Origin of the sequence: Aestuariibacter salexigens DSM 15300, from assembly GCF_000429145.1 — a bacterium.
GTDB classification, from domain to species: domain Bacteria; phylum Pseudomonadota; class Gammaproteobacteria; order Enterobacterales; family Alteromonadaceae; genus Aestuariibacter; species Aestuariibacter salexigens.
The window spans coordinates 59098-71681 of record NZ_AUBH01000003.1 but is presented as its reverse complement, the minus strand read 5'-3'; the positions used below and the strand labels follow the sequence as shown (position 1 = coordinate 71681).

The following is a 12584-nucleotide window of genomic DNA, read 5'->3' as shown; positions in this document are numbered from 1 at the left end:
TTCATCCTGTGATACATTCCTGACATGTCGCGATCAAACTCTCTTACTTCATACCAAAAAGCCATTCTGACAGAAATGGGTATTGTGCCGTGGATCCGACGCCATCAGGACGGCGACACTCAGCATACAGAGCCGCAGCATCAGCAAAATGAGGCACCACAAGAAGGTGTCAATATTCATATCTCGGCGAAGCCCCATCCTTTGCTAAAGGATGTGCTGCAGGCGATAGGGTGGGACGCCGTTGAAGTGCAATTTTGCGCCGACGAACCGCTCAAGTTTACTTGGCAGCAAGGTGACGACATGTCGGTTCAACAAAATCTGCTGGTCACGCCGTCACTGAATTCATTGACCAACGCTGAAGCGAAAAAATCGCTGTGGAAGCTGCTGCAAACGCTATGAGCAATAGGCTTGTTGCACTGAATGATGATAATGCGGCTCGGGCCTATCAAATTCATCGAGACGGCCATCCCGTTCCCTGGTCTGCTGGAGTGTTTAGCAGCTGTTTAACCGGTCAGTATTTCGCCTTTGCACTGTATGAAGCCGACAACATGCTTGGTTATTTTATTGGTTTACAGGTCCTTGATGAACTGACATTGATGGATATCGCCGTAAAGCCAGAGTGGCGTGGTATGGGCAAAGGTAGTGCCTTATTGGAGAGTTTTCTGACCCAGTGCACACTGCGTAACGCCAGCAAGGTCTGGCTTGAGGTCAGGTCTTCAAACGTGGCTGCGATCGAGCTTTACAAACATGCAGGCTTTAAGGTTCAGGAAATCAGGAAGGGGTACTATCAGCGTAACGATAAAGCCGAAGATGCCATTGTGATGTGTCTATCTTTGGCGCATGACGCTTCATAAATGACTTTTCTATTTACTGTGTGATTGCGCGCCATTACGTTTGATGGCCATGTCGACAAATCTGGCAGAATCGACATTGCAGCCCATGCACATCGCAATAAACTGATTCATACTCGGGCTACCAATATTTTTTTCCCAATTTTCATAGGTTTTGCGTGTTTTGACGCCGGCGAGCCTGGCCATTTTTACCGTCGTCAAACCTGCTTCTAATCGCATATCACGCAAATCGGCGCCGCTGATGTACATTACTCATTTTCCTTTTGACGATGGTTCGAAAAATATAGGCTACCGTGGATAAATTGCAAACAATGGTGACAATTACCTGCAGTCTCTCACTGACGCCTCCGCATCGTCATAAATGCCGTTCTGGCATTCAAATTCAGTGCATATCCATGTACAATTCGCGCCCTTGAATTTGACCACTCTTTGAGCGCAACACAGACCTTAAGCATGGCATACCAGCAGGAAGTTAGTAAAAGACGCACATTTGCGATCATTTCGCACCCGGATGCGGGTAAAACAACGATCACCGAAAAGGTACTTTTGTTCGGTAAGGCGTTGCAGACCGCTGGCACGGTGAAAGGCAGGGGGTCAAATCAACACGCCAAATCCGACTGGATGGAAATGGAGAAGGAGCGTGGCATATCAGTGACCACGTCTGTAATGCAATTTCCTTATGCTGATAAGCTGGTCAACCTGCTCGACACGCCCGGACACGAGGACTTTTCCGAAGATACGTACCGCACGTTAACTGCGGTCGACTCTTGTCTGATGGTAATCGACGCGGCGAAAGGTGTTGAGGACAGGACCCGCAAACTGATGGAAGTCACTCGCCTGCGTGATACGCCAATCATCACCTTTATGAACAAGCTCGACCGTGATATCCGCGATCCAATGGAACTGCTGGATGAGGTGGAGACAGAACTGAATATTTTGTGTGCACCGGTGACCTGGCCAATCGGATGTGGGAAGGAGTTCAAAGGGGTTTATCACCTGCATCGTGATGAAACTATCCTCTATCAGTCTGGTCAGGGTCACACTATTCAGGACGTGCGCATCATCAAGGGGATTGATAACCCCGAGCTGGAAACGGCAATTGGCAGTAGCCTGACCGAACAATTGCGTGAAGAACTGGAATTGGTGCAGGGTGCATCCAATGAATTTGATCAGGAACTTTTCCTGGCCGGTGAGCTGACCCCCGTCTATTTTGGTACTGCACTGGGTAACTTCGGTGTCGATCACATGCTAGACGGTCTGGTGCAGTGGGCACCGGCACCGCAAGGCAGAGATACTGATGCAGACCCGGTAGACGCCAGTCAGGAATCGTTTAGTGGTTTTGTATTTAAGATACAGGCCAATATGGATCCAAAGCACCGTGACCGTGTCGCGTTTTGCCGAATCGTATCAGGGAAGTATGAAAAAGGCATGAAGATGCATCAGACGCGCACCGGTAAGGACGTCAGAATATCAGATGCACTGACGTTTCTGGCCGGCGACAGATCGTTACTTCAGGAAGCCTATGCCGGAGATATCATTGGCTTGCACAATCACGGCAGTATCCAGATTGGTGATACCTTTACGTCGGGCGAACACTTTCGCTTTACCGGTATCCCCAATTTCGCACCAGAATTATTTAAGCGTATACGACTCAGAGACCCACTCAAACAGAAGCAGCTGCTGAAAGGCTTGATTCAGCTTTCTGAAGAAGGTGCCGTGCAGGTATTCAGACCGCTGGCGAACAATGACCTCATCGTCGGTGCGGTGGGTGTACTGCAGTTTGATGTGGTGGTCGCACGACTGAAATCCGAATACAAAGTGGATGCCATTTACGAGTCAGTCAATGTCAGCACCGCTCGCTGGGTATATAGCAGTGACGCGAAAAAGCTGGATGAATTCAGACGCAAAGCCGAACAGAATCTGGCCCTGGATGGCGGGGATAACCTGACCTATATTGCGCCTACAATGGTTAATCTTTCTCTGGCCCAGGAACGCTATCCTGACATCCAATTTGCCAAGACACGCGAACATTAAGAGCGAACACTATCATGAACATGCACGCATTGTTGCTTGACCGCTTTTCCGAAGCCCTGAAGAAAATTGGTGCGGACGAAAACGCCCCGGTGCCAATTAGCCGCAGTACCAAGCCCGAGTTTGGTGATTATCAGTTTAATGGTGCGATGGCACTGGCGAAAATGTTGAAACAAAACCCGCGCAACATCGCCACACAAATTGTCGACGCGGTGGAACTTGATGATGTTGCCAGTAAAGTCGACATTGCCGGACCGGGCTTCATCAATATTCATATATCCCCTGAGTGGTTAGGCAACGCAGTGCGGGACATTGCTTCATCACCACGATTGGCAATACATCCACAAGCTGCACAGACCGTCGTGGTTGACTATTCAGCGCCAAATTTGGCCAAAGAAATGCACGTTGGGCATCTTCGCAGCACCATCATTGGTGATGCCGTGGTGAAAACCCTTGAATTCCTGGGTCACAATGTCGTTCGGCAAAACCATATGGGCGACTGGGGCACACAGTTTGGTATGTTGCTGGCGCACCTGAGCGATAAACTGGCCGCCCAGGAAGTAGCGGAAACCGCACTATCCGATCTGGAACAATTTTATCGCGAAGCGAAAGTAAGATTTGATGGAGAGCAGGGGTTTGCAGATCGTGCGCGAGATTACGTGGTGAAGTTACAAAGTGGCGATGAACAGTGCCTGAAGCTATGGCACCAATTTATCGATATCTCTATTGCTCATAGCGAAGAGGTGTACGAAAAGCTCCACGTCACCTTGCGCCGCAAAGATATTATGGGTGAGAGCGCCTATAACGACGACCTTGCCAATGTCATTGAAGCGCTTAAATCGCAGGGACTTGCCGTTGAAGATCAGGGTGCACAGGTGGTGTTTTTACCGGAATTAGCCGACAAAGAAGGCAAGCCTGCCGCTTACATTGTGCAAAAATCGGGCGGGGGCTACCTTTACTCTACGACGGATCTGGCTGCTATTCGTCATCGCTGTGGTACGCTGGGTGCTGATCGCACACTGATCTTTACCGATGCCAGACAGGCACTGCATTTTAAGCAGACCGAACTGGTAGCGCGCAAGGCAGGCTTCATGCGTGATGACCAGAGTTATGAACACAGTCCGTTTGGCATGATGCTGGGTAAAGATGGTAAGCCATTCAAAACTCGCACGGGTGGAACCATTAAGCTCGCTGAATTGCTGGATGAAGCAGTGCAGCGCGCGACGACCCTGCTTGCCGCCCGTGATAATGCGATGTCAGACGAGCAGCGCGCGGATGTGGCCAAAAAGGTCGGTATCGGTGCAGTGAAATACGCGGATTTAAGTAAAAACCGCACCACTGACTATATCTTCGATTGGGATACGATGCTGAGCTTTGAAGGTAATACAGCCCCTTATCTGCAGTATGCCTATACCCGCGTAAAGAGCATCTTGCGTAAAGCGGGAGAGCACAGTTCAAGCAAATCAGAGTCGATCGCGCTGCAACAGCCTGCTGAGATTGCACTGTCGATGAAGCTGGTGCAGTACGAAGACGCCTTGCTTTCTGTTGCCCGCGATGCAACACCTCACGTGTTATGCAGTTACCTGTATGACCTGGCCAGTGCCTTCATGTCGTTTTACGAAGCCTGCCCAATCCTCAAAGCCGGTATTGACGAGACGGTGAAGCAAAGTCGTCTGACACTGGCGACGGTAACCGCCCATACCTTGAAACACGGTCTCGACCTGCTCGGCATTGAGACCATGGAACACATGTAAACAGCATGCTGCACTTTGCCGTCAGACAGGATGGTAAAGTGCGCTTTTTCAGCGCTATCGGGGCCTGTCATTAACACCGCTTTTCCGGTAAAATCCGGCCTCTTTTTGATACAACTTTGACGCATTTATGTTTGAAATAAACCCCGTTCAACAGGCTTTGCAAGACGTTAGGCAGCGCACTGAGCTGCTTAGGGGGTATCTTTGACTATGATACCAAACGCGAACGTTTAGAAGAGGTCAGTCGCGAGCTGGAAAGCCCGGACGTCTGGAATGAGCCTGAGCGCGCACAGAGTCTTGGTAAAGAAAAAGTCGCGCTTGAAAAAGTGGTAGAGACGATTGACCAGCTGACTCAGGGCAGCGAGGACGTCGAAGGCCTGTTAGAGCTTGCGGTTGAAGCAGAAGATCAGGAGACCTTCGACGACGCGCAAAATGAGTTAAACGACCTGCTTGAAAAGCTCGAGCAGCTCGAATTTCAGCGCATGTTCTCAGGCCCAAACGATGAAAATGATGCGTATCTCGATATCCAGGCAGGCTCAGGTGGAACCGAAGCGCAGGACTGGGCCAATATGTTGCTGCGCATGTACCTGCGCTGGGGTGAAGCACATGGTTTCAAAACCGAGCTGATAGAAGTGTCTGACGGCGAAGTGGCGGGCATAAAAAGTGCAACCATCCGCTTTGCCGGCGAATATGCCTTCGGCTGGTTGCGCACGGAAACAGGCGTACACAGACTGGTTCGCAAGTCACCGTTCGATTCAGGTAACCGTCGACACACTTCGTTCGCATCGGCGTTCGCTTATCCTGAAATTAACGACGACATTGAGATTGAAATCGATCCGTCTGATTTACGTATTGATACCTATCGGGCGTCCGGCGCCGGTGGCCAGCACGTTAACCGAACCGATTCGGCAGTGCGTATTACGCACGAACCCACAGGGATCGTAGTGCAATGTCAGAATGACCGCTCACAGCACAAAAATAAAGATCAGGCCATGAAGCAGTTGAAGGCCAAGCTGTATGAATTTGAACTGCAGAAACAAAACGAAGAAAAACAGGCAATGGAAGATAACAAATCGGACATTGGCTGGGGCAGTCAGATCCGAAGCTATGTGCTGGATGACTCCCGCATTAAAGATTTACGTACCGGCGTCGAAACCCGAAATACCCAGGCCGTCCTGGACGGCGATCTCGATAAATTTATTCAAGCCAGCCTGAAATCAGGCCTGTAACGTTTTAAAGCAGGACCAGCATGACTGACCAAACACAAGACGAAAATAAGTTAATTGCCGAGCGTCGTGGAAAGCTCGCGCAAATCCGTGAAAACTGCAGTGCGAATGGTTTCCCAAATGGCTTTAGACGGAAATTCTACGCGCAGGGCTTGCAGGATGACTTTTCCGATAAGGATAAAGAGGCGCTACAGGAACTGGGCAAAATCGTGAGCATTGCTGGCCGTGTCATGGCCAAACGCGGACCCTTTCTATTGCTTCAGGATATGACAGGTCGCATCCAGGCATATGCGTCGAAAGATACTCAGAAAGATATCAAGGCTCGCTACGGTAGCCTCGATATTGGCGACATCATTGGCGTCGAAGGACAACTGCACAAATCAGGCAAAGGCGATTTGTATGTTGATATGGCGCACTATGAATTGCTGACTAAATCGTTGCGTCCACTGCCAGAAAAGTTTCACGGCCTGGCCGATCAGGAAACCAAGTACCGCCAGCGATATGTCGATTTGATTACTAATCCGCAGACCCGCGAAACCTTTAAAGTACGCAGTCAGATCGTGAATGGTATTCGTAACTATCTTGCTCAGCGTGACTATATGGAAGTGGAAACGCCGATGTTGCAGGTCATCCCCGGCGGTGCGACGGCAAAACCTTTTGTTACTCACCACAATGCCATGGACATCAGCATGTTCCTGCGCATTGCGCCTGAGCTTTATCTTAAGCGTCTGGTTGTCGGTGGCTTCGAGCGGGTGTTTGAAATTAACCGCAACTTCCGTAATGAAGGTCTGTCAACGCGACATAATCCGGAATTCACTATGCTGGAGTTTTATCAGGCCTATGCTGATTATCAGGATCTGATGGACTTGACCGAAGACATGCTACGCACGTTGGCTGAGGAAGTGCTTGGCACGACGGTGATCACCAACACTGTTGAAGACGCGGATGGTAATGTGCTGGAAGAGAAAATCTATGACTTTGGACAGCCTTTCCAGCGCCTGACTATGTCAGAAGCCATTTTGAAATACTGGCCCGAGGCCAATGAAGCGGCGATCAACGACCCAGAGAATCATTTGCCAGAACTTAAAGCCATGGCTAAATCTTTGCACATTAAAGAGCCTGAAGTGGAAGGTATCTGGGGTGCGGGTAAATATCTGTGTGAAATATTTGAGGCAACCGCTGAAGAAAAACTCGATCAGCCTACTTTCATTACCGCTTACCCATGGGAAGTCTCTCCACTGGCGCGACGCAATGATAAAGACCCCTTCGTAACGGACCGTTTTGAGTTTTTTGTTGGCGGTCGTGAGCTGGCAAACGGTTTTTCGGAGTTGAACGACCCGGAAGATCAGGCGGCGCGATTCCGCAAACAGGTGGAAGAGAAGGAAGCCGGTGATGATGAGGCTATGCACTTTGATGAGGACTACATCAGAGCGTTGGAATATGGCTTGCCGCCTACCGCTGGTGAAGGCATTGGTATTGACCGTCTAGTGATGCTGTTTACTAACAGCCCCACAATCAAAGATGTCATCCTGTTCCCGCACATGAAACCGGAGAGCCGTGACTAACGGTAGTGGCTTTCCTGTCGGTGAATAGCCGTAACGAGCTTTTGATGATCAGGCACCGCCATGCGGTGCCTTTTTGCTTCCCGAACGATGAAACCGTTGATGAAATCTATCTCGGTGCGTCGTTTGTGGGCCAGATCCTGATGCATGGACGAGTAGTTGTTCGCTGTAAGTTGCGCGACCTCGGTTACATAACCCTGTAACGCGGCAGTACTAACTGGGTAGCCAAGGGCGTTAAACACATTGCTCGTCTGCTCGCATAAATGCTGAATGGATTGCGAATAATGCGCATCGCAAAGTGCCCCGTTCTTAACATTGTTCAGCGCTGTTAACGGGTTAATCACCGCGTTCACGGAAAGCTTTTTCAACATTATCCACAGCACATCTTGGTGCCAGTTGCATGGTGGTAAAAGCGAATTTAACATCTGCAAAAGCTTGTCCTGTATAGTCAGCTGCGGATTGGCCAGCCAGCCTGCATCAGTCTGTCCGCTGCCCGTCATTGTCACTGTTTGTGCCGATGTTTTTAGGGCTGCGTAGCTGGTCGTTGCACCCACGATGGGGTTGTCAGGGCACAGTTGCTGCACAACTTCATGGGGGCCGATACCGTTATGCAGGAGGACAATGGCGGTGTGAGGACGCAGGTGTGCGTTGATGTCGCAAATAGCCTGTTCAACCTGATAGGCTTTGGTCGGCACAATGACCACATCCAATCTGCTCAGCTGATTGTTTGTCGCGATGGGTAACGTAAAGGATTGCGCAGCTAAATCGCTACGTGACAGGGCGATATGTCCGTTGGTGTTATTGCGTTCCCGACGAGGAATTACCACACAATTGAGTCCGGCCAGTGCTGCCTGAGTTGCCAGTAAACTGCCAATGGCTCCGGTGCCAACGATGCCGATCAGCATGCCGGTGCACCCGTATTAAGCTTCGGCCATTTCAACTCCCACGGGGAGTGCCACTCACTCGGTATGTTGAGCGACCGAAAATGGTCACCGGTATTGGGCATAAGCACAATCTCCACACGCATATCATGATAATAAAAATTAAGCGCATAGGCATGCAGATACATGCGATCGGCAGCGATTCCTTTGTATCGCCTGTCACCGACTATAGGACTGCTATTGCTTTTCATTGCCACGCGCAATTGGTGGGTTTTGCCGGATAAAGGACGTAGCAGCATTTTTCGATATGCCGTTGTATCGGTGGCGTCTGCTCCGGCTGAAAAAAACTGGGTAATAGCGGATGGCGTTGTCGATGGTGTGAGGATCCAACTGCCATCGCGGGATTTTTTCATGTCTCCTTTGATGGCGCCCTGTTTTTTCTTGCCTTTTTTTGCGCACAAGGCCAGATAGTATTTATTGATCTGATGCTGATGGAACAACTGGCCAAAGTACGCTGCGGTCTCGGCATTTTTAGCCAGTATCAGAAGTCCTGACGTGTCTTTATCCAGCCTGTGACACAAATACAGAGGCATATCACCATTCTGTGTACGTAACAGACTTACAACGCCAGGTTGCGTCTCGCTATCATGCACGGACACCCCGGCAGGTTTGTCGATAACAATAAAATCCTGGTGTTCAAAAGAGTAAGGAATGCGTTCGGGGGAATTTTTCACAACTCATCGAGCAAGGTGGCCGCGGTATTATAATCCAGGTCATTTATCGCTATTTCAAGACGCTGCTTTTGTGCTGCGCTACCGGGCAGTTGGGTCATTAGCGACCTCACTTTTTCTGCGGTGATAAATTCGTGCCGCTCAAGCATGTTTTTGAGTTCACGCTTTGCTGACGCATGATCATTGCTCTGCGAGGTCGACACTGATGGTGGTGGGGGAGCGTCTCCTGCAGTCAACTGACGTATTTCATTAAGCGTAGATGCCATAACCTGATCAAACTCATCCTTTCTGGCGTTGATGTCCTGGTTGGTTTTGATCGCGTCTTCCAACGTCTTAGCGGCAACATGTAAACGCTTCAAGCCAAGGTTCCCAGCCACGCCCTTGATGGTATGCACCAGTGCTTTTGCTGACGCCGCATCAACATTGGGTAACTGTTGCCCCAATCTGACCGACACATCCTTATAGTCTTGAGAGAAACGGGTGAATAATTGATCGACTAACGCACGATTACCACTCAGTTGTGACAATGCAAAGGACATATCAATCAAAGGTAGATTTTCAGACATGAGGCTCTCAGTGTGCAATTGCCCGTCGTTTTAGTATGACCACACGACGATGACGATTTATCCAGCCCGCTAACAGTTCGTTACTATTTTTGGGGATGATGTTCCGGTAGTTATCAGGGTAGACTAATCACATTGTGTAAATCAATGGATCTGTAAATAGTGAATCGTTTTGTATTACTCATTGTCAGTGCGCTGGTGGTGACGTTAACCGCCTGTTCAGTGCAGACACCTACGCAGATTGCGGCACGAGTTGGCGATGCTGAATCGTTATCACTGCCCTATATCAGCTATCAGTTGGACAATGGTTTAACGGTTATTTTGCATCAGGATACCTCAGATCCTCTGGTTCATGTGGATGTTACCTATCACGTTGGCTCAGCGCGGGAGGAGCCGGGCAAGTCAGGTTTTGCGCATTTTTTTGAGCACATGATGTTTCAGGGCTCAAAAAATGTTGCCGATGAAGAGCACTTCAGACTGATTACTGAGGCCGGTGGTGACATGAACGGCACCACCAATTCCGATCGAACGAATTATTATCAAACCGTTCCTGCCAATCAGCTCGAGAAAGTATTGTGGCTGGAGGCGGATCGTATGGGGTTCTTGCTTGATGCCGTGACGCAAAAGAAGTTTGAAAACCAGCGAGAAACCGTAAAAAACGAACGTGGCCAGAATGTTGACAATCAGCCCTATGGGCTGCGTGATGAGAAAGTCGCAGAGGCGTTATATCCGTTAAATCACCCCTATTCCTGGCCTACTATTGGCTATATCGACGATCTGAACCGGGTCAACGTGAATGACTTAAAAGCGTTTTTTAAGCGCTGGTATGGACCGAACAATGCGGTGTTAACCATTGGTGGGGACATTGATATCGACACAACCAAACGGTGGGTTGCAAAGTATTTTGCACCTATCCCTCGTGGCCCCGAGGTGTCAGACCTGCCCAAGCAGCCTGTGAACCTTACCGAGGACCGGCAGATTACGCTAGAGGACGCGGTGCATCTACCGCTGATTCAGGTGACCTTCCCGACCGTTTATGCCAGACATGAAGATGAAGCCGCGCTGGACGTACTGGCTGATATTCTCGGCGGCGGCAAAACATCGTTATTTTATAAAAATCTGGTGAAAACTGGCGATGCCGTGCAGGCGCTGGTCAATCATCCTTGCCGTGAGCTGGCCTGCGAATTTCAAATGCTGGCACTGGCAAACCCGGCAAAGGATCCAAGTCTCGCCCACTTGCGCGAAAAGTTTTCTCAGACGCTGGATGAGTTTGAACAGCGTGGTGTCAATCAGGACGATTTGAATCGCACAAAAACCAGCATCGAAACCTCAACCATTTATGGCCTGCAAAGTGTCGCAGGGAAAGTGTCCAGTCTGGCATACAATCAGGTATTCGCCGGTCAACCCGATATGGTGCAGTTTGATCTGGCCCGCTATCGCGCTGTCACCGCAGAAGATGTGATGCGCGTTTACCGTACCTACGTGAAAGGCAAGCATAGCGTCACCTTAAGTATCGTACCGCACGGCCAGACCCAACTAGCTGCTGCTCCGACAAACTTTACGCCTCCGCGTAGAGAGCTAAATAACGAGCAGCCCATGACTGCAGAGGTGCAACCGGTCGAGATAGACGATGATTTTGACCGCAGCATCGTGCCTATGGCTGGACCTAATCCTGCAGTGACATTACCGGAACTATGGCATGCCACGCTAGAAAATGGCATTGCCGTGACGGGCACACTGAGTACTGAAACGCCAACAACCAGTATTACGCTGAGCATGGAAGGCGGCCCCTTATTAGATCCTGTCGATAAAGCGGGACTCGCGAGTTTGACTGCGCTCATGATGAATGAGTCGACGACCGCTCGTCGTGGCGAAGACATGAGTAATGCACTGGCGTTGCTTGGTAGTCGCGTGAGGTTTAGTGCCAATGGGCGGTTTATACAAGTGCGTGTCAGTAGTCTCACCAAACACCTGGATGAAACGCTGACGTTAATGGACGAAATGCTGTTTTCGCCCGCATTTGATCAGCAAGAGTTTAACCGGCTAAAACAACAAATGTTGCAAAGCATGCAGCAACAGGCCAATGATCCCTCTTACCTGGCAAACAGGGCCCGCGATCGAGTGATGTTTGGTGAAAATAACCGCGTTAGCCTACCCGATACAGGTACCATTAAGACGTTGCAGACGATTACCCTGGATGACGTAAAGCAGTTTTATCATCAGTATGTCAGTCCGTCGCGGGCATCGATAGTCGTGGTCGGTGACACGGCCAAACACAACGTACTGGAAAAGCTGACGTTTCTGGGTGCATGGCAGGGTCTGGATTACGTCATACCAGAATTCAACACCTTCCCGCAGTATAGCCAGTCCAGTATCTATCTGGTTGATAAGCCTGATGCCGCGCAGAGCGTTGTTAAGCTGGTAAAGCGTGATATCCCGTTCGATGCGACTGGCGAACACTTTATGAGTAAACTGATGAACTTTCCGCTAGGCGGGATGTTTAACAGCCGTATTAATCTCAATCTGCGCGAAGACAAAGGCTACACCTATGGCGCATACAGCCGTTTTAATGCAGGAAAAACCTTGGGTGTATTTGAGGCCGGTGCCGAGTTAAATAAAGACAAAACCCTTGAGGGCATCAACGAAATTCTGGCCGAAATCAATCGCTACCAACAAAGCGGACCAACAGGCGAAGAGCTGGTGTTATTACGTAATGCGTATACTCAGGCAGATGCGTTAAATTACGAAACGCCGTGGGCCAAGGCGGGTTTTATTCGTCAGCTGATGGTGTTTGGCCTTGACGCGGATTTCCCTCGCCAGCAGCAACGCATTATACGTTCTGTTACACGTGATCAACTCACTGAACTGGCACAGCGCAAACTCGATACACAGACGATGCAAATCATTGTCGTTGGTGACAAGAGCGAATTATTACCTACGCTTGAACAATTAAATCGTCCCATCGAGGTTATGCAACTTGAGCTATAA

Annotated in this window: 11 protein-coding genes; 7 read left to right on the top strand and 4 right to left on the bottom strand. The window is 49.8% G+C overall.

What is annotated here, in order from left to right; genetic code table 11:
- Positions 1-24 precede the first annotated feature (24 nt).
- Together G441_RS0106120 and rimI are read left to right on the top strand one after the other, a co-directional pair.
- Positions 25-399 (top strand): DNA polymerase III subunit psi, encoded by a 375-nt coding sequence (locus G441_RS0106120; RefSeq protein ID WP_034474636.1) that lies wholly within the window; start codon positions 25-27, stop codon positions 397-399.
- Complete coding sequence (rimI, locus tag G441_RS0106115) at positions 396-854, top strand: ribosomal protein S18-alanine N-acetyltransferase (protein WP_026375528.1); 459 nt, start codon at positions 396-398, stop codon at positions 852-854. The genes G441_RS0106120 and rimI overlap by 4 nt, the downstream gene beginning before the upstream one ends.
- Positions 855-863: 9 nt before the next feature.
- On the opposite strand, the gene G441_RS0106110 is transcribed toward rimI, so the two are convergent.
- The gene (locus tag G441_RS0106110; RefSeq protein WP_026375527.1) at positions 864-1100 is read right to left on the bottom strand and encodes a helix-turn-helix domain-containing protein; all 237 of its coding nucleotides are present in this window, start codon (positions 1098-1100) and stop codon (positions 864-866) included.
- A 204-nt stretch (positions 1101-1304) separates the two neighbouring features.
- On the opposite strand from G441_RS0106110, the gene prfC reads away from it, so the two are divergent.
- The 4 genes from prfC (at position 1305) to lysS (ending at position 7424) form a co-directional block, all read left to right on the top strand.
- A complete protein-coding gene (prfC, locus tag G441_RS0106105) occupies positions 1305-2885 on the top strand; it encodes a peptide chain release factor 3 (RefSeq protein ID WP_026375526.1) in 1581 nt (526 codons plus the stop codon).
- 14 nt (positions 2886-2899) lie between these two features.
- Positions 2900-4636, top strand: a complete 1737-nt coding sequence (gene argS / locus G441_RS0106100) for an arginine--tRNA ligase (protein WP_026375525.1) — start codon at positions 2900-2902, stop codon at positions 4634-4636.
- Between the two features lie 127 nt (positions 4637-4763).
- Positions 4764-5862, top strand: a protein-coding gene (gene prfB, locus G441_RS0106095) for a peptide chain release factor 2 (RefSeq protein ID WP_156896298.1) whose coding sequence is annotated in 2 segments (ribosomal slippage) — positions 4764-4838 and positions 4840-5862 — 1098 coding nt in all. Because the reading frame shifts where the segments join, the coding sequence is not laid out codon by codon here.
- A gap of 20 nt (positions 5863-5882) precedes the next feature.
- Entirely contained in the window at positions 5883-7424 is a 1542-nt protein-coding gene (lysS, locus tag G441_RS0106090) for a lysine--tRNA ligase (protein WP_026375523.1), read from the top strand.
- Here the strand turns inward: lysS and G441_RS0106085 are convergent.
- Genes G441_RS0106085 through G441_RS0106075 form a run of 3 tightly spaced genes read right to left on the bottom strand, consistent with a single transcriptional unit; the run spans position 7421 to position 9599 of the window.
- Positions 7421-8326 carry a ketopantoate reductase family protein gene (locus tag G441_RS0106085; RefSeq protein ID WP_026375522.1) on the bottom strand — a complete coding sequence of 302 codons (906 nt, stop codon included), beginning with the start codon at positions 8324-8326 and terminating at the stop codon, positions 7421-7423. The genes lysS and G441_RS0106085 overlap by 4 nt on opposite strands.
- The gene (locus G441_RS0106080) at positions 8320-9036 is read right to left on the bottom strand and encodes a TIGR01621 family pseudouridine synthase (protein ID WP_205622162.1); all 717 of its coding nucleotides are present in this window, start codon (positions 9034-9036) and stop codon (positions 8320-8322) included. The genes G441_RS0106085 and G441_RS0106080 overlap by 7 nt, the downstream gene beginning before the upstream one ends.
- Complete coding sequence (locus G441_RS0106075; protein WP_026375520.1) at positions 9033-9599, bottom strand: Hpt domain-containing protein; 567 nt, start codon at positions 9597-9599, stop codon at positions 9033-9035. The genes G441_RS0106080 and G441_RS0106075 overlap by 4 nt, the downstream gene beginning before the upstream one ends.
- A 159-nt stretch (positions 9600-9758) precedes the next feature.
- Here G441_RS0106075 and G441_RS0106070 point away from each other — a divergent pair, with 159 nt between their 5' ends.
- The gene (locus G441_RS0106070; protein WP_420806146.1) at positions 9759-12584 is read left to right on the top strand and encodes a M16 family metallopeptidase; all 2826 of its coding nucleotides are present in this window, start codon (positions 9759-9761) and stop codon (positions 12582-12584) included.

What these genes read in the sequence shown, in the direction of transcription:
- G441_RS0106075 (WP_026375520.1), bottom strand. Translation starts at nt 9,599, where the DNA reads ATGTCTGAAAATCTACCTTTGATTGATATGTCCTTTGCATTGTCACAA.
- G441_RS0106085 (WP_026375522.1), bottom strand. Translation starts at nt 8,326, where the DNA reads ATGCTGATCGGCATCGTTGGCACCGGAGCCATTGGCAGTTTACTGGCA.
- argS (WP_026375525.1), top strand. Translation starts at nt 2,900, where the DNA reads ATGAACATGCACGCATTGTTGCTTGACCGCTTTTCCGAAGCCCTGAAG.
- prfC (WP_026375526.1), top strand. Translation starts at nt 1,305, where the DNA reads ATGGCATACCAGCAGGAAGTTAGTAAAAGACGCACATTTGCGATCATT.
- rimI (WP_026375528.1), top strand. Translation starts at nt 396, where the DNA reads ATGAGCAATAGGCTTGTTGCACTGAATGATGATAATGCGGCTCGGGCC.
- G441_RS0106110 (WP_026375527.1), bottom strand. Translation starts at nt 1,100, where the DNA reads ATGTACATCAGCGGCGCCGATTTGCGTGATATGCGATTAGAAGCAGGT.
- G441_RS0106120 (WP_034474636.1), top strand. Translation starts at nt 25, where the DNA reads ATGTCGCGATCAAACTCTCTTACTTCATACCAAAAAGCCATTCTGACA.
- lysS (WP_026375523.1), top strand. Translation starts at nt 5,883, where the DNA reads ATGACTGACCAAACACAAGACGAAAATAAGTTAATTGCCGAGCGTCGT.